Source organism: Brevibacillus sp. B_LB10_24 (genome assembly GCF_046036945.1).
GTDB lineage: Bacteria > Bacillota > Bacilli > Brevibacillales > Brevibacillaceae > Brevibacillus_C.
This window is the reverse complement of the sequence record NZ_JBJQOQ010000017.1, coordinates 40,520-63,789: the sequence shown is the minus strand read 5'-3', so window position 1 is coordinate 63,789 and position 23,270 is coordinate 40,520. Positions and strand designations below refer to the sequence as shown.

Sequence of the window (23,270 nt, the reverse complement as noted above, 5' to 3'; positions counted from 1 at the left end):
TCTCTGATTCTACGAGGAAATCTTTACAAGCCGGCAAAATATGTGAGAGAATATATAAAGATGAAATATTCGGAATTTTACAATTTAAAGAGAGTACATTAGGAAAAAGGGAGGTGGCGCACATGATGATTCTTGGGATTTTTCTCCTGCTTCTCGTGTTGGCGGCAGCTGTTGCGATCGGTTACAAGGCGAACCAATCCGTGCGAAATTTTGATGAGCGCAGCCATGAGAGCTTTATCGGTCACAAGGCGAAGAAGTCTAATCTGCCTTAGGGGGGAAAGATCATGGACCATCAAAACAAACAAAGACAACTGCAGGAAGATAAAAAGTACCTGAATCAATTTGGCTACGCGCAGGAGCTGCTGCGCGATATGGGCGGGTTTTCCAACTTTGCGATCTCGTTTTCGATTATATCTATTTTAACGGGTGCTGTTTCGCTGTACACCCACGGTCTGTACTACGGCGGATCGGGGATGATGGGGCTGGGGTGGCCGATCGTTTCGTTTTTTGTCCTGCTGATCGCCGCTTCGATGGCGGAGTTGACGTCGGCGATCCCCACGGCCGGGGCGCTGTACCACTGGGCGGCGATTCTCGCCAACAAGCGCTGGGGCTGGTACACGGCGTGGATCAACCTGATCGGACAGGTCGGAATCGTGGCGGGGATCGATTATTCGTTTGCGCTGTTCGCCGATCCGCTGCTGGCCGGGTCGTTCGGGTACACCTCGACTGATACGACCACCCTGATCGTATTCGCCGTCACGCTGCTGCTCCACGGGATTCTCAATCACATCGGGATTCGCGTGGTCGCCAGGCTCAACGATTTCTCCGCCTGGTATCACATCGGCGTGGTCGTGATCCTTGTGATCAGCCTGGCTTTCTTCACCAAGGACAGCTTGCAGCCGGTGGAGTACCTGTTCCAGGTCGGGCAGACGTTTTCCGATAAACCGTACATGATCGCTTTTCTGATCGGACTCTTGCAGGCACAGTGGACGTACACCGGGTACGATGCTTCGGCCCACACGATCGAAGAAACCGTCCATCCGCGGGTGCGGGCTCCCTGGGGAATTTTCAGCTCAGTGGCCTTTTCGTTCATCTTCGGGTTCCTCATGCTGTCCGTGGTGACGCTGTCGATCAAGGACGCAGCCGCTGCCGCTGCATCTGACAACGCCTACATCTACATTATCACCCAGGCGCTGGGCGGGACGTTCGGCGGGGTCGTACTCTGGCTGGTGACGTTTGCCATGTGGTTCTGCGGGCTGTCCTCGATCACTTCGTTTTCCCGGATGATGTACGCGTTCTCCCGCGACAAGGGCATGCCCTGGAGCCGTCAGTGGGCAGAGATCTCGAAAAAATACCGCACTCCGGCAAAAGCGATCTGGCTGGTAGTGATTCTGTCTTTTGCGCTGGCATTGGTCGACTACATCATCAAGACAGTTAATCCGAACACCGCCTATACCACGATCGCCTTCCTGACGGCTGTCAGCGTGGTCGGACTGTACGTCGCCTACGGCATTCCGATTTACTTGAAGCTGCGGGCCGAAGCGAAGGGAACATTCCAGGCCAAACACCTCGGGCCGTGGAACCTGGGCAGGTGGAGCAAGCCGATCAATGTGCTCAGCCTGATCTGGATCGTCTTTATCTCGATCATGATGATCATTCCGCCAAACGAAAACGCAGCCTACGCTTTGGCCGCCATGTTCGTGATCCTGCTGATCATGGATTTTGCCTACTACAAAAACAACTTTGAAGGCCCGGAAGCAGCGCTGAACACCTCTATAGAAGATATCCTGAAAAAGGAGGAAAGATATTCCGGGCAGGACCATACCCACTCATTGTAACAGCCCGGTTCACGCTGTCTGAACCGGACTGGCAGCGGCGGCTTGGTCCGGATCTCCCAGATGGAGAGCGGACAAGGCGCCTTCTTTTCCCAAAAGCTGGACAAGGCCAAGGAGGGATCCCCAAGTGAAGTTGTCGTGCATGGTGAGAGGGCAGCACTACGCTTTTTCCTCGATCAAAGAGGTGATGGCGAAAGCGAGCGAGGAAAAGTCCGGCGACCGGTTGAATAAAATCGCCGCCGCCTCTGCGCTCGAACGGATGGCAGCGAAGGTGGTATTGAGCGAGCTGCAATTGAAGGATATCTACGAACATCCGTTGATTCCCTACGAGGCTGACGAGGTGACACGGATTATTTACGACGACTTGAATCTGTTTATCTACAACGAAATCAAAGGGTGGACGGTGGGAGAGCTCAGGGAGTACATCCTCTCCCACAAGACGGGACTTCCCCAGCTGTCCCGCATCAGCCGCGGACTGACCAGCGAGATGATCTCCGCGGTCGCCAAGCTGATGTCCAGCCTTGATCTCGTCATCGCTGCCCAAAAGATCCGCAACCAGGCGTATTGCAATACCCTCATCGGCGAGCCGGGCAGGCTGGCGTTCCGCATTCAGCCCAACCACCCCACCGACGATCCCGAAGGCATTTTGGCGTCGATCAAGGAAGGGCTGTCCTACGGATCAGGGGATGCCGTGATCGGGATCAACCCCAACAACGATTCGGTTGAGAGCGTATCCCGTCTGCTCCACATGAGTCACGACTTCATCTGCAAGTGGAACATCCCGACGCAAAACTGCGTCCTGGCGCACATCACCACACAGATGAAAGCACTGCAAAACGGGGCGCCGATCGCGCTGATGTTCCAGAGTCTGGCAGGGACTCAGCAGGCAAATGAAGCGTTCGGTATTTCCCGGGCGATCCTCGATGAGGGAATGGAGCTGGTGCGGCAGATGGGGACCTCCACGGGACCGAACGTCATGTACTTCGAGACAGGACAAGGCTCGGAGGTTTCCCTCGACGCCGATCTGGGCGTCGACATGCAGACGCTGGAGGCGAGGACATACGGGTACGCGAGGCATTGGCAGCCGTTCATGGTCAATAACGTGTCCGGGTTCATCGGACCGGAGACGCTTTACGACGGCCGCCAGGTGATCCGGGCCGACCTGGAGGATCTGTTTATGGGGAAGCTGCACGGCCTGCCGATGGGGATCGCCCCTACCTACACCAACCACATGTACGCTGACCAGAACGACCAGGAAATCGCCGGCATCCTGACGACGGTTGCCGGAGCCAACTTTTACATGGGACTGCCGGGCGGCGACGATGTCATGCTCAGCTACCAGGACACCAGCTACCACGACGACGCCAGCTTGCGGGAGATGCTTGGGCTGCGTCCGTTGGCGGAGTTCGAGAAGTGGCTGGAGCGGATGGGGATTATGGAGCACGGCCGATTGACGGAGCAGGCCGGAGATTTGTCGATTTTTGATTAGGACGGTAAGTCGGAGGTGAGGCGTGATGTCCCAGTTGGATATGGAGGAGATTGTTCAAAAGGTACTGCAGGAGCTCTCCCGGCGAACGGAGGCAAAGCAGCCGGGGAGCGGTGAACAGACGATGGAGCCGACAGATGCGGGAACTATCTATTTTCCCGAAGAGAAGGAGATGGGGCTGACCAATCCGCGGAATCCTCAGGTCATCGAGCGGGCCAGGCAAATTACTCCGGCGCGTGTCGCGATCGGCCGGGCCGGCACGCGGATGAAGACGACCAGCTATCTGCAGTTTCGAATCGACCAGGCTGCAGCCCACGATGCCGTGATGAAAGACGTGAGCGAAGATTTCCTGCGCGAACTGGGACTGCCGGTGCTGCGGACGAGAGCGGAGGATATGCAGGAGTATTTGATGAACCTCGATGGGGGCAGGAAACTATGCGAGGAATCGGCCCAATGGCTGAAGGAAAACGGCGAGAAAGGGAAGGACGTGCAGATTATTGTCTCCGACGGGCTCAGTTCATCGGCGGTCGAAGCGAATACCAAGGACCTTTTATCCGCGCTCTTGCAGGGGCTGAAGCTGAAGCATATCAGCGTCGGACAGCCCGTGTTTATCAAGCGCGGACGGGTCTGGGTGCAGGATGAGGTAGCAGCCTTGGTCGGGTGCAAAGTGGTCGTTTCTCTGATCGGCGAGCGGCCGGGACTGGCGACGGCAGAGAGCCTCAGTGCCTACATGATTTACCAGCCAAACGAAAACAGCGTGGAATCGGATCGAACCGTCATTTCTAATATTCACCGCGGTGGAACGCCGCCCGTAGAAGCAGGGGCTCATCTGGCGGATATGATTGAAGACATCCTCAGGTTCAAAGCGAGCGGAGTCAAGTACATGCAGTTGAAAAACTCCTGACGAGCAGCGAGCGGAGGGTATGCAAGGTTAACGAAGGGACGGGAGAAATACATGGCGTTGATCGGTACGATTGTGATTTACATCATCATGGCATTCGCTGTCGCCGGTGCCGTTGCGGCGATTCGCAATGACGAGGAAGGCTTGGGAAAAGAGTTTTTGCAGGGGCTGTACTCGATTGGCCCGATTTTCGTACCGGTAGCCGGGATCATGGCCTCGATTCCGTACCTGTCCAAGTTCATCAGCGCTGTCTTCGGCCCCGTCTACGGCGCGATCGGAGCCGACCCGGCGCTGGCCGCGACCACCTTCATCGCGACGGACATGGGCGGATACCAGCTGGCGGAAGCCTTGGCGGCCAGCCGGGAGAGCTGGATCATGGCGATGGTCACCGGCTTTATGGCCGGCGCGACGATCGTCTTCAGCATACCGGTGGGCCTGGCGATGCTGGATAAGCGGGATCACAAGTACATGGCCCTAGGGATCATGTCGGGCATCTTGACCGTGCCGGTCGGGGTGTTTATCACCAGCTCCATCCTCGCTTTGACGAGTGCGGGGGTTCGCGGCCAGATCTCGACGGAAGCGGCATCGGACTATCATTTGTCCTTGGGCTTTGGCACGATTCTGTCCAATCTGACGCCGTTGATCGTGATCGTCGCAGCGATCGCGCTGGGACTTCGGTTTTTTCCCGACCAGATGATCAAAGGCTTCATGTGGTTCGGGCGGATCATGGATGCCGGCCTCAAGCTGGTGTTGGTCTTTTCCATCGTGGAGTACTTCACCGGGGCATTCTCGGCGCTTTTCGGCGGCTGGGGCTTCGATCCGATCATCGCCGATCAGGCGGATCAATTCCGCGCGCTTGAGACGGCGGGCTACATCGGCGTGATGCTGGCCGGGGCCTTCCCGATGGTGTATACGATCAAGAAATACCTGGCGGGACCGCTTGCCGTCGTCGGAAATAAAGTGGGCTTAAGCGGTGTGGGCAGTGCGGGCATCCTGGCCACTGTCGCCAACATCCTGGCGATGTACCGCCTGATCAGAGACATGCGCCCGAAGGACAAGGTGCTGAATATCGCCTTTGCCGTCTGTGCCGCCTTTCTGTTCGGGGATCACCTGGCCTTTTCCGCCAACTTCCAGCCGACGATCATCTTGCCGCTGATGATCGGCAAAGTGGCGGGCGGCGCCTTGGCTATCGCCCTGGCCTACTGGATATCCGTTCCGAAGGCGCTGGAGTTGGAAAAGCAGGACCGGGCAAGCGGCGTGATTGGCGCGAGCGAGTATCTGGAGAAGCGGGAGATGGATGGGAAAATAGGCGTGAATGGGTAGAACGGAAAACGGCTGTCCCGGGCAGGCAATTTGCCCGAGACAGCCGTTTTTTCAATACGGATCGATTTCCTCTCCGGTGGCAATGTCGATCACTTTGACCGGATTCCCGGGTGATGGAATCGTTTTGCTTTCGGGAGCCTCGACGTTCTCTTCCACCCATTTGACCAGCAGGTCAAAGCTCTGATGGACGTAGGGGAGCAAGGGCTGTATCTCGTGGTCCGGGTCGGAGGCGCTCCAGACCAGGCTGTCGACGTGGTTCCCTTTTTCTACCAAATAGAGCCGATGAAGAGCTCCCTTGCCTGCCTTTTCGACGAGCTGATGGTAGGCTGTTCCGTGTACCTCTGGGAAGATCAAGGCGTCCCACGAACCGAAAACCGAGATCAGCGGCACGTTGATCTGGCCAGTATTTTCGATCTCCTTGACCGCTTTCTTCACATGTCCGGGCCGCTTGGCATAGTCGTAGTCCTGGAAAATGGCGTCAAAGGTACGGTCGCGAGTCCCTTGCGGCGTGAATGTCAGGTAATCGCGCCACTGGATCCGCCGGGGAGCCCCGGGATCGAATTCATCGCGGTAGATGTTGAGCGTTAAAAACCAGTACACCTGATCGTAATAGGGCCACAGTTTTTCCGAGCCCCTCGGCAGTCCCGCCTTGTACATTTCCTCGATCGCCTGTTGCTTTTCTGTTCCGTTTCCGTAAATCGCCGCCTCGGCATGGTTGACGATCGCAGTCAAAGAGGTGATCAAGTTCGGTTCGTCTGCCCGCCACAGCACTCCTTCCCAATCCACGCCGCCGTCATACAGCGCGGGTTCTTTCGTTTTTTTGGGATCGTCGTGTTCCAATGCAAAACGGACGACATACCCGCCGTTGGAAATACCGATGGCATACGTGGGGATGGGGTGGTCTTTGGAGATCAGTTTGGCAGCTGGATTGCTGCGGTCATCCGGGCTGATGCATTGCGTGGGATAGTTGTCCGCCAAGTAGCGGTGAGCGGCCTTCGTCACCTGTCTGAAGCGCTCGTTCCACTCCATCAGCGTATCCTCCTTGGCGACCAATGCGTTTTTGCTCTTGGCAAAGGGATCGCTTGGGTCGATTTCACCCTGTGTGCCTTTATCGATGGCGGCAAACGCGAAGCCCTTTTTGAGTACGTAATCGCTGAACAAGAGATCCGTGGAGGTTTCATTGCGCGTGCCGGGAATTCCCGCTACAACCAATTTTCCGTTCCAGTCGTCGGGTACGCGAATGACAAATTTGGCATCTTCAAACATGCCGTTTACCTGTGTGCCTGTTACCTCAGCAGGTTTGTACATGCTGTGCCAGCCTGTTTGCTTATGCTTGTCTCCCCAGACTGTCGGGGCCAAGCCAAGGTTGCCAAACTGAATGGCGCCGTCGTACTGGACGGGGTTTTTCGTTGTCAGCCAATTCCCGTTTTTGCCGTCAAATTTGGTCACGGTAACGCTGTGCGCTCCGGGAATCACCGGTGAATAAGCTGCTTGGGCTGCACCGGGCAGAACGATGGGACAAGCCAGAGCCAACCCCAACAGCGTCTGAAAAACAGCCGAAATCCTGTTCCGTTTCATCCTTACCCTCCTTAAAACTCTTTTTGCTGCGATCGGTTGCAAGTCACGTACCAGTGCGGTATGATCTGCCGTTTCGCCGTGAACAATGAAAGTGTGTCTCGTGTCAGCAACATAGTCGGATGACAAAGCAGCGACATGTCTCTTTTATGAGACACATCCAAGAGGGCAAACACCTGATTTTCCATTAGAATTGGGCATCTGGCACGTTTTTTGCTACTTGCTATTGCCTGTATTCGCAGTACACGACTGGAAACCCGATTGATTTCATCAATCGCGACGGAGGGATGATCGTTGAACAGGATGCTAGCGGATCGTTCAGCATTTATTACAGGGGCTGCAAGCGGGATAGGGCTGCAGATCGCCAAGGAGATGGGGCACGCAGGGGCAAAAGTAGTCCTGTCAGATAAAAATCAGGAAGCTTTGTCTGAAGCAGCCAAGCACCTGCAAGCGGACGGCTTGCAGGTGCTTGCTATGAAGTGCGACGTACTGAACGAACAGGAGATACGAGATTGCCTGGAAGCGGCAGAAAAAGCGTATGGACAAATCGACATTCTCGTCAACAATGCCGGCATGCAGCACGTCGCCCCGATCGAGGAATTTCCCACGGAAAGGTTTGAGCTGATGGTCCGGCTGATGCTGGTGGCGCCGTTTATGGCGATCAAGCACGTCTTTCCCGTGATGAAACGGCAAGGCTTTGGGCGAATCATCAATATCGCCTCGATCAACGGGCTGGTCGGCTTCGCCGGAAAAGCGGGGTACAACAGCGCCAAGCACGGCTTGATTGGCCTTACCAAGGTGGCTGCCCTGGAGGGAGCTGCGCACGGCATCACGGTCAATGCTTTATGTCCCGGTTACGTCGACACGCCGCTGGTGCGAAATCAAATGAAGGACCTGGCAAAGACGAGAGAGGTTCCTGTTGAAAAGGTGTTGGAGCAGGTGATCTATCCGCTCGTTCCGCAAAAGCGGCTGATCACCGTCCAAGAGGTGGCTGAATACGCCGTCTTTCTCGCCAGCGAAAAGGCGGCGGGGATCACGGGGCAGGCCGTCGTGATCGACGGCGGTTACACGGCGCAGTAGCGGCCCGCCGGTTTATGCCGGGCGGGCCGCCTGTTCGCTTCACCCCTCCGGATTCTTGCGCCGGCATTTTCGTTATGCAAAAGCGGATAACTCATGCAAAAGTGAATACTCCTTCAAGTTGATGATCCTCTGCCAACCTTCTCTATTCCCCATAAAAACGGCATTTCAAACGCAGTTTCCCCTGATGATCCGACTTGGCACAGTACATGCATCAGCACATTTTTGCTAACGTGCCGACAAGGAGGATTGATGAATGGGAAATGCGGATTCCCCCACGCTGAAACGCTCTCTTACGTTGAAGTATGTCGTCTTTTTCGGATTGGCTTTTATGGCACCAAAGACGTTTTTCTCCACATACGGAGTGGCTGTGCAAAGCACAAACGGGATGCTGCCGACCGCTTACGCGATTGCGCTGGTGGTCATGTTGTTTACCGCTTACAGCTATGCCCAATTAGTGAAAGCGTTCCCAAAAGCGGGCGCGGCCTACACGTTTACGCAAAAATCGATCAGCCCGCATATCGGGTTTATCGTCGGCTGGACGATCATCATTGACTATATGTTCAGCCCGATGATCAGCTCCCTGCTCGTTGGAATCGCATTGAAAGCTTATTTCCCATCCATTCCGATGTTTGTCTGGATCCTTTCATTTATCGTGATTATGACAACCGTCAACATCCTGGGCATCAAATTTGCGGCCAACCTAAACATGTACTTGCTCCTCTTGCAAATTTTGCTGTTTGCCCTCTTTTTTATTTTGACGATGAAAGGGCTGCTCGCAGGTAAAGGAGCAGGGACATTATTTTCAACCGCACCTTTTTTTGATTCCGAGATACCGCTGCCTGCGCTGCTGTCTGTCGTCCCGATTCTCTGTTTTACCTTTCTCGGCTTTGACGCCGTGACCGCGTTGTCAGAAGAGACGAAGAACCCCGCGAAAACGCTGCCAAAAGCGATCTACTCCATCACGCTGATTGGCGGATTTTTGTACATCGCCGGTTCTTATTTTGCGCAATTGATCTATCCGGAGTTTCAGTCTTTCAAAAATCCTGAATCCGCCTATTTGGAGATTGCGATGTATATCGGCGGAAATATTTTTACGAGCATCTTCGTAGCGATAGGGTTGACAGCCGGTTTTGCTTCCGCCGTTGCATCGGGAACCAGCGCATCCCGCATTTTGTACGCGATGGGAAGAGAAAACGTGCTGCCGAAAAAAATCTTTGGCTATCTGTCCCCCAAATACCGTACACCGGTGTTCAATATCCTCATCGTCGGTGTGATTGCCTTAAGTGCCCTATTTTTAAATCTTACCACGGCCGTGTCGCTGATAAATTTCGGAGCGCTGTTCGCCTTTTTCTTTGTGAATCTCGCAGTTGTCGCCCACTATTATTTCCGAAAGAAACAGAGGTCTTTTCAAGGTACCATTCGATATCTGATTATTCCGCTTATTGGAGCGGCGCTCATTGGACTGTTCTTTATCAAGTTGGATAAACACTCCCTGATGCTAGGGGGAATCTGGCTTCTTACCGGATTTGTCTACCTGCTCAACCTTACCAAAATGTTTAGACAACCGCCCCCGGAGCTTGCCTTTGAAGAGGCGTAACCATAGAGCCAACGTAAAGATAATGAAAGGTGTGATTGCTGATGTCCCATCGACCAGCCGACGTAATTCTTTCCAGTAATGCTGTATTTACAGGACTTACTGATCAACCGGAGCCCGCGTCCATCGCCATCGCAGGCAACAAAATCATGGCGATTGGCGCTGACGAGGAACTGAAACCCTACATAGGGGAACACACGAAGATCTATCGATTTGATGACCAGTTGATCATGCCGGGATTCCATGATTTCCATCTTCATATCATGCAGGGTGCCGTTGCGCTCAACAGTGTCGATCTGTTCGCGGCTCGCTCGGAAGCGGAAGCGGTGGAAATGATACGCGAATTCGCCGAATCAAACCCGGACAATCCCTGGGTAATTGGATTTACATGGGATGCGGGGTATTGGGAGGAGCCTCGGTTGCCGACCCGCCACTCTCTGGACCGCATTCTGCCTGACCGTCCGGCCATGATGTTTCACGCCGAAGGCCACTACGCCTGGGTGAATGCAAAGGCACTGGAAATCGCCAATATTACGCGCCATACGGAAAACCCCGCATATGGCATCATTGGAAAAGATGATAACGGGGAGCCAAACGGCATTTTATATGAAAAAGCGATGGGGGCGGTTGTCGGCCAGGCATTTGAGTTTTCCCATGCACAAAAGAGTGAGATCTTCGCTCATTTCCTGGCACACGCAGCAAGCCTGGGGGTGACGGCTGTCCACGACTTGCACGCTTTAAAATCAATCGACGCACTGGCTGTGTTCAAGGAATTTGAAGACAGCGGAAAATTAACCGCACGCATTCATTTATGGCCTGCCTTAAACGGCGATCTTGAGCGGGCCAAGCGGCTTCGTGATACGTATCAATCGGATAAACTCCGCGTATCGGGGCTAAAACAGTTTATCGATGGCGTGATTACCGCCCGTACGGCTTATATGCTTGAGCCTTATGCGGATCAGCCGGGGGAACGCGGCGAGACGACTTTTCCTCCCGAGACGATCAAAAAATGGGTCGTTGAGGCAGATAAAGAGGGTTTTAGCATCCGGTTTCACGCCATTGGGGACGGAGCGATTCGCCTCGCGTTAGACGCCTATGAAGAAGCGCAAAAGGTCAACGGCAAGCGGGATGCGCGCCATTCCGTCGAGCATGTGGAAGTGATTCACCCGAATGACATCCCCCGTTTCAAGCAGCTTGGCGTGACCGTCTCGATGCAGCCGGACCACCTGGCAATGTCTGAGAGGGGCGTGTACACCGAGCGGATCGGCCCCGAGCGGGAAAAGCGTGTTTTCTTGATTCACACCCTGCAAAAGACGGGTGCAAATCTGGCATTTGGAACAGACTTCCCGATTGATAAGTTACATCCGCTTCTCCAGATTTATCGTGCGGTCACGAGAATCGACAGCAGCGGAACAGAAGTGTGGCACCCGCATGAACGGATCACGCTTGCCGAAGCGTTGAGAGCGTATACAAGCGGCCCGGCCTACGGTTCATTCAGAGAGCACGAACTCGGGACACTGGAAGCAGGCAAGCTTGCCGACCTTGTCGTCCTGGAGCGAAATCTCTTTGAAGTGCCAGTCGAAGAGATCCCGGATACAAAAGTGCGGCTAACGATGGTTGACGGCAAGGTCGTCTATGAACATGGCCGAGCCAGGGGGAAATAAGGCGTGAATGAAAAGAAACGGTTCAACGGCGAAGGGACATCGGCCGGCTCACCCACGCTTAAACGTTCTCTTTCATTAAAGTATGTTGTGTTTTTTGGCCTAGCCTTTATGGCCCCGACTACTATGTTCTCAACATATGGAATAGCTGTTCAAGGCACGAACGGAATGATTCCAACCGCTTATATCGTTGCTCTAATGGTTATGTTGTTTACAGCTTACAGTTATACGCAAATGGTGAAGGCTTTTCCCAATGCAGGCGCTGCCTATACCTTTACGCAAAAATCTCTAAGTCCTCACATCGGTTTTCTCGTAGGCTGGACCATATTGTTGGATTATGTGTTCAGTCCGATGATTAGCGCTTTGTTATTGGGAATCGCGATGAAGGCCTATTTTCCTTCGATTCCGATGTTCATTTGGATTGTGCTCTTCATCATTACGATCACGATTGTAAATATACTTGGCATCACGGTAGCGGCCAAATTTAACATGACGCTTTTATTCGTTCAATTCGGGACACTGACGTTATTCGTGATCTTTTCGGTAAAGGGGCTGCTAAATGGGCTTGGAGCGGGAACGCTCTTTTCTATGCTTCCGTTTGTCGATGCCAATGTAAATACGACAGGCTTTATGTCAGTGATCCCTCTTTTATGCTTTTCCTTTTTGGGATTTGACGCGGTGACCACCCTCTCGGAAGAAACGAAAAATCCGGTAAAATCCATCCCCAGGGCGATTTTCCTGGTTACGCTCATCGGGGGAGTCTACTATGTTGTCGGTTCCTATTTTTTACAGCTCGTCTGGCCGGACTACCAATCTTTTCACGACCCGGAAGCGGCTTATATCGAAATTGCCATGTACGTCGGGGGCAACTTTTTGACAAGTTACATTCTTGCCGAAGGAATCATGGCAAGCTTTTCATCGGCTGTTGCGTCGGGAACGAGTGCTTCGCGCATTTTATATGCAATGGGACGCGAACGTGTACTTCCTGCCAAAATATTTGGCTATCTCTCTCCGAAATTCCGTACGCCTGTCTTTAACATATTGATGATAGGAGGCATCGCTTTAAGCGCACTTTTTCTCAGTCTTACAACTGCAGTATCTCTCATCAATTTTGGGGCATTATTTGCTTTTACCTTTGTTAATCTTTCGGTGATCGCCCACTTTTTTTTCCGAAAAAAGCAGAGGTCCGTTACAGGGACAGTCCGCTACCTGATTCTTCCGTTGATTGGCGCTTCGCTTACCGGACTCTTTTGGGTAAAGCTGGACATCCATTCCCTCATCCTTGGAGGAGCTTGGCTTACGCTAGGATTTTTATACCTTCTCAATCTGACAAAAATGTTTCGACAGCTCCCACCCGAGCTTACCTTTGAAGAAGGTCAGACATAAGCAGATGCATCTATAAAAACGAAAGGATTGATGATGATGAGTTTTCAACATGCTGATGTGATACTTTCAAGCAATGCCGTATTTACAGGGCTTTCTGATCAACCGGAACCTGCGTCCATTGCGATCGCGGGCAACAAGATTATGGCGATTGGCTCAGAGGCAGAAATAAAACCCTACGTTGGCGAGCACACCAAAATCTACCGGTTTCAAGACCAATTGATCATGCCGGGATTCCATGATTTTCACCTTCACATCATGGATGGGGCTGCCTCGATGAACAGCGCCAATCTGTTTCCGGCCCGCTCTGAAGCGGAAGCGTTGGAAATTATTCGCACCTTTGCCGAAACACACCCGGAGGAGCCATGGGTAATCGGCACTACATGGGATGCAGGTTATTGGGATACGCAGCAATTGCCGAACCGGTATTCATTGGATCGCATTCTTCCCGATCGTCCTGCGCTGATGTTTCACGCCGAAGGCCATTACACCTGGGTGAATTCAAAGGCGCTGGAAATCGCGAATATTACGCGAGATACGGAAAACCCTGCTTACGGTATCATAGGCAAAGACGAAAGCGGAGAACCCGACGGTCTCCTATACGAGAAAGCAATGGGAATGGTGGTTCAGCATGCCTATGATTTTACCAAGGAGCAAAAGAGAGAACTATTCGCGAATTTTCTCGCCCACGCTGCCAGTTTGGGAGTAACTGCCGTCCATGACTTGTTTGCAACGGAATCACTGGAAATTCTTACGGACTACGATGTGTTCAAAGAGTTTGAAGACAAAGGAAAATTAACCGCACGCATTCATTTATGGCCTGCTTTAAACGGCGATCTTGACCGCGTCAAAAAATTGCGCGATACGTATCGGTCGGATATGCTGCGCGTGTCGGGGCTGAAACAATTTATCGACGGCGTCATTACCGCCCGCACCGCTTATTTGCTCGAACCTTATGCGGATCAACCCGATACGCGTGGCGAGACGTCCTTCCCTCCCGAGACAATCAAAAAATGGGTCGTTGAGGCCGATAAAGAGGGCTTCAGCATCCGGTTTCACGCGATTGGCGATGGGGCGATCCGCCTTGCCCTGGATGCCTATGAAGAAGCGCAAAGGGTCAACGGCAAACGGGATTCACGCCATTCCGTCGAGCATGTGGAAGTGATTCACCCGGATGATATCCATCGTTTCAAAGAGCTAGATGTCACCGCTTCGATGCAGCCGGATCACTTTGCGATGTCGGAAAGAGGCGTTTACACCGACCGAATTGGTCTCGAACGGGAAAAGCACGTTTTCTCGATCAACACATTGCAAAAAGCCGGCGCAAGATTGGCTTTCGGAACGGACTTCCCGATTGACATTCTGAATCCGCTCCTCCAAATTTATCGCGCGGTAACGAGAATCGACAGCAGCGGAAAAGAAGTGTGGCATCCCGATGAACGAATCACGCTTGTCGAAGCGTTAAAAGCATATACGAGCGGATCGGCCTACGGTACCTTCCGAGAACATGAGCTGGGGACCTTGGAAGTGGGCAAGCTTGCCGACATCGTCGTCTTGGAGCGAAATCTCTTTGAAGTACCTGTAGAGGAAATACCAGATATAAAAGCAGCGCTTACGATTGTCGATGGAAACGTGGTTTTTGACCAGACGAATTCGTTCATCGCAAAGTAAAGTTCGCCAAAACAATAGGAAGCGGGGGCTTTTTCCCCGCCCTTTTTCTTGTACAGCCAGTCTTTTGATTCGTTAGGTTGAAGTATTCAAACAATTCTGCTTTATTCTGACACTATGATCAAGTAACATAAAGAGTACAGGCGGAGGTGGAAAATATGGAGATAACTGGTGACGTTCTGCAGAACGGTTTGACGCCGGAGTCGAAGCAATTGCTTGATTCGCTCAGCAATGGCGTGATGATCGTCGACAAGCAGGGAGTCATTTTGTATGTCAATCAAGCGGGCTGCGGCATGCTGGGGTTGAAACGGCACGAGGTCCTATTCCAAAACATCATCGGCATTGCGCCGGGGACAGATATCCTGCAGGTGATGAGGGAGGGAAAACCCAGTCTGGCCAATGAAGTCCGGTTTGGCGACAAAATGTTTCTGGCAAATCGCACCCCCTATGTTCTGAACGGGGAGATCGTCGGGGGAATATCCGTGTTTCAGGATATTACCGCCTATGAACTCGCCTTTAAAAAGATGTCGTCGCAGGAGCGGGAGCTGCAGCAGTTCAGGGAATTGGTCGATCAGCTTTACGACGGCCTGGTGATGTGCGATCGGGAAGGACGGATTACGATGATCAACCAGACCTACTGCGATTTCCTCGGGACCACGATAGAGGAAGCGATCGGCAAGCACATTACAGAGGTCATCGAGAATACCCGGATGCATTTGGTCATTCAGACGGGAAAGCCGGAGTTGGGCCATTTGATGCGGCTGCGCAACCGGGATATCATCGTCAGCAGAATGCCGCTCCGCGAGGGGGAGGAGATCGTCGGGGGATTGGGCAAGGTGTTATTCAGCGATTTGCGGGAACTGCGCGGGCTGGTCGAGCGCTACAACATCATGGAGCGGAAATTGGATTACTACCGGCAGGAGTTAAAGCGCGTCATGGGAGCGAAATATTCCTTTAATTCAATATTTTCGGACCATCCTCTGCTGGCAGAAGCGATCGAGCTGGCGAAAAAGGTGGCGAAGACCAGGTCGTCGATCTTGATTCTGGGGGAAAGCGGCACTGGCAAAGAACTGTTTGCCCATGCGATTCACGAAGCAAGTCCGCGCGGGGAAGGACCGTTTATCCGCGTAAACTGCGCGGCCATCCCCAAGGACTTGATCGAGGCTGAGCTGTTCGGTTACGAGGAAGGGGCGTTTACCGGCGCGAAAAAGGGCGGAAAGCCGGGGAAGATCGAATTGGCCCACGGCGGCACGTTGTTTCTGGACGAAGTAGGGGACATGCCGTTGGACATGCAGGTGAAACTGCTGCGAGTGCTGCAGGAAAGAGAGGTAGAGCGGGTGGGCGCGACCAAACCAATCAACGTCGACATCCGGGTGATCGCCGCGACACACCGCCCATTGGAGCGGCTGATCGCGGAGGGCAGATTCAGACAAGACCTGTACTACCGGCTGAACGTCTTTACCATCAGCATCCCGCCGCTGAGAGTGCAGGGCCATGCCATCCTGAGCCTCGCCCATCATCTGATCCGGAAGCTGAATCAGGAGCTGTGCACTGCTGTCAAGGACCTCGGCCCGCGGGTAGAAGAGATCTTTCTCTCCCACAGTTGGCCAGGCAATGTCAGGGAGATGCACAACGTCCTGGAGAGGGCACTGCAGATGGCTGACTCCGGTACGCTGCAGGCCGATCACCTGCCTCCCTACCTGCAGGATCGGCAGGTAATCCTCAAAGGCGAGGCAGTCACGCTTGACCTGGAGGCAGAGCTGTCCAAAACAGAGAAGCGGGTACTGGAGCTCGCCCTGGAAAAGTGTCAAGGAAACAAAGTAAAGGCTTCACAGGTGCTGGGCATTCATCGGGCAAGCTTGTACAGAAAACTGGAGAAGCACGGGCTTCTTTCGCTTTAAAAAAAGATGTCTCATAGCTGCTTCATGTCTCACTGCCGAAACAGGATATTGTCTCTTATCTGCGACAACTAAGGCGGCTGCCCGCGCTGCCTCTCTTGGTTGCAGCGGTTGGCATAGGTTTTGCTTATTAAAATGGCAGCGATTGCAAGGCGCCTTTCGGTGAGAAGAAAAGGGGGACGATTTGAATGAAAGCAAAGTGGCTGTTGTCTGCAGTTTTGTTGTGTTCCATGGGATTTGCCGGCTGTGCCCCAAAGGTGGATCAGACCAGCGCTCCCGCTCCGGCCAACCCGGCAGCCGAACCGGGGCAGACCAGTTCAGGCGGGGATGCCGGAGAATTTAAGATTGGCCTCGCCATTTCCCTCAGCGGCGGAACAGCCAAATTCGGGGAGGCAGTCAAACGGGCCGCTACGATGGCTGTGGAAGAATTTAACGAAGCGGGCGGAGCAAACGGTCAAAAAGCCAAATTGATCGTGTACGATGACGAAGCAAAGCCGGAAAAGTCGGTTGAAATCGTGCAGCGCCTGATCAATCAGGACAAGGTCGTCGCGTTTATCGGTCCGGCCAACAGCGGCAACGGAAAAGCCCATATCAAGTATCCACAGGAAGCGGGCGTTCCGGAAGTCATCCCTGTCGCAACTGGTACGGGAATCACCAGCCAGTACGCTGATCAGGAAAAAAATTACATTTTCCGGGTTGCCCCATACGACCGGGGACAGGTGGAGACGATGCTGAAATTTATCGTCGAAGAAAAAAAGTACGCCAAGATCGGTCTTTTGCATGATACGACCGGCTACGGGCAAGGCGGAAAAGCCGATGTGGAAGACGTGCTGAAGACCAAGTACAACATGCAGCTGACCGCGACAGAATCATTCCAGGTAAACGACACCAGCATGGAGTCCCAACTGACAAAAATGCGCGAGGCCAACGTCGATGTCGTCATCTTTTACGGCCTGGCTCCCGAGGCGGCGCAATACCTGAAATCGCGCGAAAAATTAAACTATTTTCCGGTGACAGTCGCGTCGTGGGCGATGGGTGACCCGACCGTAAAAGAGCTGGTTGGCGATCTCGTCAACAAAGACGTCTACATGGTCCAGTCCTTTACGGTGGACCAAAGCCCCGAAGCAACTGCGTTCCACGAAAAAGTAAAGGCGAAGTTCGGCGATGACATCTTCCCGATCGCTTCCGCCCAGGGATATGACTGCGCCAATCTCATTCTGGAAGCGGTGAAGAAGGCGGGCGCCGATCCCAAAGCGATTCGCGACGCCATTGAGAATATGGACGGTTTTCAGGGGATTACGGCGATTCATGCCAAGCCGTTCACCAAGGAAAACCACGAAGCGCTTAACAGCGACAATATGTTCCTGGCGACCTACAAAGACGGTTTGATTGTGAAGCCGTAACGCCGGGCAGGAAGGAGGAGGCGCGTTGCTGCAAGCTGTCGTAAGCGGATTCATTCTCGGGAGCATCTACGCGATCATCGCCCAAGGCTACTATATTACCTATGTGACGACACGGACGCTCAATTTCGGTCAGGGTGACTTTCTGATGGTCGGGGCGCTTCTGGGATTAACGTCACTGGGAGCGCTGATGACTTCCGGAATCAACGTGTTTCTCGCATTATTGCTCACCCTGGCGGTGACTTGTCTGATCATGGGCCTGTTGGGGTGGGGGCTGGAGCGGATCGCGATACGTCCGCTGCAGAACAACTTTATGTCGATCAGCTGGATCTTGAGCACGGTGGCTGTCTCGATGATGTTTCGCAATATCGCCATGCTGGTTTGGGGAAGGAATGTCATCCCGTTTCCTTCCCCCTTCGGCAGCGAAGTACTCAGGTTTGGGGGAGTCGGCATCGCCAAACACGAGATCTTCATTGCCGTCTGTGCATTTGTCATCATGGGCTGCCTGTTCGTCTTCCTGAAAAAGTCCTTGCTGGGCAAAGCGCTGGCTGCGGTCGCATTCAACCCCGAGGCGGCTGCTTTGATGGGGATTAATCCGCGGGCGATGGCGGTTCTCGCCTTTGCGCTCTCTTCGGCGCTGGCCGGCATCGGCGGCATATTGGTCGGGCCGATTACCAACACCGCTTTTTTCATGGGTGCGACGCTGGGGCTGAAGGCGTTCGCTGCGGCGATTATCGGCGGACTTGATAACCCGGTGGGCATTCTCATCGGCGGTCTGCTGCTCGGCGTGCTGGAGCAGGTGTTTGCGCTGGGCAGTTCCGCGTATAAGGACGCCAGTGCCTTTGTGCTGATTCTGATCGTGTTGATTTTTATGCCGCAGGGTCTCTTCGGGAAAAAAGTGAAGGAGAAATTTTAAGATGAAAAAGTGGGGCATTTACGCGGCTATCGGAGCAGCATTGTATGTATTTCCCTGGATTTTTCCCAATTCCTACTTGATTCACCTGGCCCAGGGGTTTCTGTACACCTACATCGTCGTCGTCGGTCTCAACCTGCTGGTCGGGCTCTCCGGTCAGCTGTCGCTGGGACATGCCGGATTTTTTGCCATCGGCGCATACGGCACGGCTTTGCTCAACAATGCCGGCGTTCCCTTTCTCATCAGCCTGGCTCTGGGCACGGCCGTCTGCGCTGCGGCGGGAGGCATTGTCGCGATGCTCTCCCTGCGGGCGAAAGGGCCCTATTTGGCGATGGTGACAATCGCGTTCGGCATGCTGATCGAGATTGTCGCCAACCGCTGGGTAGAGGTTACCGGGGGACCGGCCGGCCTGTATCTGAATTCGCCCAGCCTGTTTGGCTTATCGCTTGGCGTCGTGGAATACTACTGGTTGATCGCGCTGATCACCATCGTCATTACCGTCTTGGCGGACAATTTGTTCACGTCCCGCATCGGCAGGACCTTTCAGGCGATGGGCAACAGCGAGGTGGCTGCGGCGACGGCAGGCGTTGACGTGCGCAACTGGAAGGTGCTGGCGTTTGTAGTCAGCGCATCGATCGCCGGCATCGGCGGTGCGCTGTTTGCTTTTCAAAATTCCTACTTCAACAGCGACTCATTCACCTGGGACAAATCGATCCTGTTTTTGGTCGGGGTGATCGTGGGCGGCGCCGGCACCAGGCTCGGCCCCGTCATCGGCACGATCGTGATTTTCTTGCTGCCGCAGGCATTCCAGAGCTTGTACGACTACCATCTGCTGATCTTCGGCGCCATCCTGCTCGTCAGTCTGGTGCTGCTGCCGCAGGGCATCGTCGGCAGCCTGGCCAGGGTCAAAGGGAAGCGAAGGGAAACTACGTCGCTGGCCCAAAAAGCGGACGAACCGCGCGAAGCCACGGGGACCGAGATGCGCTGGGCGGCAAAAAGACAGGCGACGGTCCTCGATATCCGGCAAGTGGTGATGGAATTTGACGGGTACCGTGCCGTTGACGGGGTGGATCTCACCCTGCAGGGACCGGAAGTGCGGGGGCTGATCGGGCCGAACGGGTCGGGTAAAAGCACGATCGTCAACGTCTTGAGCGGCGTATACGTCCCGACGGAGGGTCAGATGATCTGGAACACCCGCAATGTCACCAGCTTTCCGCCCCAAAAGATGGCGGAGGCCGGGATCACCCGCACCTTTCAAAACTTGCAGCTCTTTTCAGAACTGACTGTCCTGCAAAACGTACTGGTCGGATTTCATCTGCACTATACGAGCGGTTTCTTCGCCAACCTCCTGCACACGCCCCGCTTTTGGAGGGAAGAGGAGCGGTTTCGCGATGAGGCCATGCGTTTGCTGGCTTTCGTCGGGATGGCTGAAAAGGCGAACGAAATGGCAGCCAATCTCTCCTACGGCGAGCAGCGGCTCGTCGAGATCGCCCGGGCTATGGCGGTCAAGCCGCAATTGCTGATCCTCGACGAACCCGCAGCGGGGGCCAGCCAGTACGAAGTGGACAAAATCGTGAAGGTGATCCGCAATCTCAAGGAGATCGGCATCTCGATCATCCTCGTCGAACATCACATGGAGATCGTGATGAACGTCTGCGACACGATCACAGTGCTTGACTTCGGCAAGAAAATCGCAGAAGGCGACCCGGTGTATATCCAGAAACATCCTCAGGTGATCGAGGCGTACCTGGGCGGCGAGGAGGTGACGAAGCTTGTTGTCGGTGAATGAACTGTACGTCCGTTACGGCAGGGCACAAGCGCTTCGCGGCGTCAATCTGCACATCGACGAAGGTGAGATCGTGGCCCTGATCGGCCGCAACGGAGCGGGCAAAACGACGCTGCTGCGGGCGATCACCGGACTGGTCAAGATCAGTTCAGGCGAGGTCAGGTACAAGGGAGAATTGCTGAATGGCATCCAGGCCCATGACATCATGAAAAAACGGATTGGCCACGTGCCGCAGGGGAGGCAGATATTCGGCGATCAAACCGTGGAAGAAAATTTGATCCTGGGGGCATACACCAAGATCAAAAAAAATCCGGCTCTCGTAAAAGAGTGGATCGAACGCGAGTACACCCGCTTCCCCCGGCTGAAAGAGCGCAGGAAGCAGCAGGCGGGGACGCTCTCCGGCGGCGAGCAGCAGATGCTGGCCCTCTCCCGGGCGCTGATGGCCGACCCGGAGTTTATCGTGCTCGATGAACCGTCGATGGGCCTTTCGCCGCTGTTCGTCAAGCTGATCCTGGATACGGTAGCACAGCTGCGCACCGAGGGCAAGACGATCCTGTTGGTCGAACAACTGGCCAAAGCGGCGCTATCCATCTCGGACAGGGCTTATGTGCTCTCATCGGGTGCGGTGGAAATCACAGGCGCTTCGAGCGAGCTATTACACGATGAGAAGATCGTCCAAACCTATCTCGGCGCGTAATTTGACTGCGTGCCGGGATAAAGCTGTCTCATGCGGCAGGATCAGCCGCCGGACAGCTTTTTTTGTTAAAGTTTATGTATATCAGCCTTCTTCACCCCGTACCAGATAGGCTTTTGAAACAGGTTTGCCTTGATCAGCAGCCAAAGCAGGAAGCGGGATCCAAAAACGTTGGTAATCAGACTGATGATGAGCGTCATGATCAGGATGGTGGCAAAGCCTTGAATCGAGCTTGTCCCGACGTACAGCAGCACAAGGGCGGCGATGATCGTCGTCACATGGGAATCGATGATCGTGATAAAGGAGCGTCTCTGGCCGGCGCGGAAGGCAGACAGAATCGTTTTTCCGCTCATAATCTCTTCCTGGATGCGTTCATAGGTGATGATGTTGGCGTCCACCGCCATTCCGACGGACAGAATAAACCCGGCGATACCTGGCAGCGTTAGCGTAGCGTTCATCCAATCCAGCACGAGCAGGCAGAAATAAGCAAAGCCGATTAAGGTGATGTTGGCGATCATTCCCGGTACGCGGTAAACGAGCAGCATGAACAGGAAGATGATAATGCCGCCGATATATCCGGCAAAGATGGTCTTCTGTAGTGCCATCGCCCCGAGAGAGGCACCGACAGCGTTGGCCGACAGTTCCACCAGTTTGGACGGCAGCGCCCCTGAATTTAGAATGTCGACCTGTTCCTGTGCTTCTTGAACAGTGCGTTGACCAGTGATTCGGGCGCTTCCACTCGAAATCACTTCAGTAATAACCGGATTCGTAAGCATTTGCTCATCGAGAAAAATCGCGATTTGTCTCCCTAAATGTTCCCTCGTAACATTCGTAAACTTATCCGGGTTGGCAAATTTCAAAAGAATAATCGGACGTTTCAAATCGTCATACCCGACGCTTGCTCCGCCCGGCGCAAGGTCGCTCCCTCTTAATACCACGCTGCCTTGATCATCCCGGAAGGTGAGGACAGCAGGCTTGCCGATGAGACTGCGAATTTTTTCTTGATCGCTTACACCGGCCAGCTTGACGCGCAGCCGATCGGGCTTTTCTATCGTAACTTCCGGCTCCTGCACCCCGCCGATGTTCACGCGCTTCTCTACCATCCCGGCAGTTGCCTTCAACAGGTCGGTTGTCACTTGTTCGGTCGACTCAAGCGGCTCTACCTTGTATAAAATTTCAAAGCCTCCTCGAAGATCTAGTCCTAGAACGATATTTTTCGATAAAGGCGATACGGTTGTGATCACCAATCCAAACAAAACAGCAACAACCAGCACGAAAAGCGCGAACCTGCTCCATTTTATCACTTTAAGCCCACCCCCCTTTTTCCCAAATATTTACTTATATATGGTAAGAATATTATAGTTAGATGAAATAATCAAACTGGTGTGCTTCGCTTTAAAAAGTGTATAGTGAACATTGAACGGCCGGACATGAGCCCATTTCCGGTCTCGTGAAGGCTTTAATCAAAAATTAATTATTTTCATAGAAAGCGGTGGGGCGGAAGATGATCTATATTACGCTTCTAAGAGGCATTAACGTAGGCGGAAAAAACAAAGTAAAGATGGCTGAACTAAAGCGCGTGTTTGAAGCGATGGGACTAGGTCGGGTACAGACGTACATCCAGAGCGGAAATGTGCTGTTCGAGTCGAATGACGATGAGGAGTCGCTGCGCAAGCGAATCGAGCAGGAGTTTGAAAAGGAGTTTGGCTTCTCGATTTCAGTCATACTGCGGACGGCTGAGGAATTAAGCAGAATGGCCGCAAGCTGCCCGTTCACGGAGGAAGAGGTTTCCGAAGCGGAAGCATCTTTCGCAGGGGAAAGCTTGTACGTCGCCTTGCTGCTGGGGGAGCCTGCACCGGAAGGGATCGAACGGCTGGAAGCCTACAGAAGTGAAAACGACAAGTATCAGCTAATAGGCAGAGATCTGTTCCTCTTATTCCGCCACAGCGTGCGGGATTCCAAGCTCGCGGCCAACCTGGGGAAGCTGGGCGTTCCCGTGACTGTACGCAACTGGAAGACGATCAACAAGCTCGTCGACTTGGCGAATGCGATGGAGTGATCATTGGTGATACC

Annotated in this window: 18 protein-coding genes; 16 read left to right on the top strand and 2 right to left on the bottom strand. The window is 53.7% G+C overall.

Translation table 11 applies throughout. The features are described from left to right. The first annotated feature begins 122 nt into the window (after positions 1 to 122). The 5 genes from ACI7RC_RS16175 (at position 123) to eutH (ending at position 5,545) form a co-directional block, all read left to right on the top strand. Positions 123 to 272: a hypothetical protein gene (locus ACI7RC_RS16175; RefSeq protein WP_408109263.1), complete on the top strand. Its 150-nt coding sequence runs from the start codon at positions 123 to 125 to the stop codon at positions 270 to 272. A 12-nt stretch (positions 273 to 284) separates the two neighbouring features. Beyond that, positions 285 to 1,838, top strand: coding sequence for an amino acid permease (locus ACI7RC_RS16170; protein ID WP_408109262.1), 1,554 nt, complete (start codon positions 285 to 287; stop codon positions 1,836 to 1,838). A 124-nt stretch (positions 1,839 to 1,962) separates the two neighbouring features. After that, positions 1,963 to 3,324, top strand: a complete 1,362-nt coding sequence (locus ACI7RC_RS16165) for an ethanolamine ammonia-lyase subunit EutB (protein WP_408109261.1) — start codon at positions 1,963 to 1,965, stop codon at positions 3,322 to 3,324. A 25-nt stretch (positions 3,325 to 3,349) separates the two neighbouring features. Next, entirely contained in the window at positions 3,350 to 4,225 is an 876-nt protein-coding gene (gene eutC, locus ACI7RC_RS16160) for an ethanolamine ammonia-lyase subunit EutC (protein WP_408109260.1), read from the top strand. A 51-nt stretch (positions 4,226 to 4,276) separates the two neighbouring features. Then, entirely contained in the window at positions 4,277 to 5,545 is a 1,269-nt protein-coding gene (gene eutH, locus ACI7RC_RS16155) for an ethanolamine utilization protein EutH (RefSeq protein WP_408109259.1), read from the top strand. Between the two features lie 51 nt (positions 5,546 to 5,596). Here the strand turns inward: eutH and ACI7RC_RS16150 are convergent, their stop codons facing one another. Next, positions 5,597 to 7,123 (bottom strand): alpha/beta hydrolase, encoded by a 1,527-nt coding sequence (locus tag ACI7RC_RS16150; RefSeq protein ID WP_408109258.1) that lies wholly within the window; start codon positions 7,121 to 7,123, stop codon positions 5,597 to 5,599. A gap of 300 nt (positions 7,124 to 7,423) precedes the next feature. Here ACI7RC_RS16150 and ACI7RC_RS16145 point away from each other — a divergent pair, with 300 nt between their 5' ends. The 10 genes from ACI7RC_RS16145 to ACI7RC_RS16100 all read left to right on the top strand — a co-directional run bounded on the left by ACI7RC_RS16145 (position 7,424) and on the right by ACI7RC_RS16100 (position 21,200). Then, complete coding sequence (locus tag ACI7RC_RS16145) at positions 7,424 to 8,200, top strand: 3-hydroxybutyrate dehydrogenase (RefSeq protein WP_408109302.1); 777 nt, start codon at positions 7,424 to 7,426, stop codon at positions 8,198 to 8,200. Between the two features lie 253 nt (positions 8,201 to 8,453). Continuing rightward, positions 8,454 to 9,797, top strand: coding sequence for an APC family permease (locus ACI7RC_RS16140; protein ID WP_408109257.1), 1,344 nt, complete (start codon positions 8,454 to 8,456; stop codon positions 9,795 to 9,797). 41 nt (positions 9,798 to 9,838) lie between these two features. Next, positions 9,839 to 11,458: an amidohydrolase gene (locus ACI7RC_RS16135; protein ID WP_408109256.1), complete on the top strand. Its 1,620-nt coding sequence runs from the start codon at positions 9,839 to 9,841 to the stop codon at positions 11,456 to 11,458. Between the two features lie 3 nt (positions 11,459 to 11,461). After that, positions 11,462 to 12,841, top strand: coding sequence for an APC family permease (locus tag ACI7RC_RS16130; protein WP_408109255.1), 1,380 nt, complete (start codon positions 11,462 to 11,464; stop codon positions 12,839 to 12,841). A 36-nt stretch (positions 12,842 to 12,877) separates the two neighbouring features. Further along, positions 12,878 to 14,509, top strand: a complete 1,632-nt coding sequence (locus tag ACI7RC_RS16125) for an amidohydrolase (protein WP_408109254.1) — start codon at positions 12,878 to 12,880, stop codon at positions 14,507 to 14,509. A gap of 155 nt (positions 14,510 to 14,664) precedes the next feature. Continuing rightward, complete coding sequence (locus ACI7RC_RS16120; RefSeq protein ID WP_408109253.1) at positions 14,665 to 16,407, top strand: sigma 54-interacting transcriptional regulator; 1,743 nt, start codon at positions 14,665 to 14,667, stop codon at positions 16,405 to 16,407. Positions 16,408 to 16,592: 185 nt separating this feature from the next. Then, entirely contained in the window at positions 16,593 to 17,807 is a 1,215-nt protein-coding gene (locus tag ACI7RC_RS16115) for an ABC transporter substrate-binding protein (RefSeq protein ID WP_408109252.1), read from the top strand. Between the two features lie 25 nt (positions 17,808 to 17,832). Next, positions 17,833 to 18,720 (top strand): branched-chain amino acid ABC transporter permease, encoded by an 888-nt coding sequence (locus tag ACI7RC_RS16110; protein WP_408109251.1) that lies wholly within the window; start codon positions 17,833 to 17,835, stop codon positions 18,718 to 18,720. A 1-nt stretch (position 18,721) separates the two neighbouring features. Next, positions 18,722 to 20,506, top strand: a complete 1,785-nt coding sequence (locus ACI7RC_RS16105) for a branched-chain amino acid ABC transporter ATP-binding protein/permease (RefSeq protein WP_408109250.1) — start codon at positions 18,722 to 18,724, stop codon at positions 20,504 to 20,506. Further along, the gene (locus tag ACI7RC_RS16100; RefSeq protein WP_408109249.1) at positions 20,490 to 21,200 is read left to right on the top strand and encodes an ABC transporter ATP-binding protein; all 711 of its coding nucleotides are present in this window, start codon (positions 20,490 to 20,492) and stop codon (positions 21,198 to 21,200) included. The genes ACI7RC_RS16105 and ACI7RC_RS16100 overlap by 17 nt, the downstream gene beginning before the upstream one ends. Positions 21,201 to 21,265: 65 nt before the next feature. On the opposite strand, the gene secD is transcribed toward ACI7RC_RS16100, so the two are convergent. Continuing rightward, positions 21,266 to 22,501, bottom strand: a complete 1,236-nt coding sequence (gene secD / locus ACI7RC_RS16095) for a protein translocase subunit SecD (protein WP_408109248.1) — start codon at positions 22,499 to 22,501, stop codon at positions 21,266 to 21,268. 200 nt (positions 22,502 to 22,701) lie between these two features. Between secD and ACI7RC_RS16090 the strand changes: the two genes are divergently transcribed. After that, positions 22,702 to 23,256: a DUF1697 domain-containing protein gene (locus ACI7RC_RS16090; RefSeq protein ID WP_408109247.1), complete on the top strand. Its 555-nt coding sequence runs from the start codon at positions 22,702 to 22,704 to the stop codon at positions 23,254 to 23,256. Positions 23,257 to 23,270: the final 14 nt, after the last annotated feature.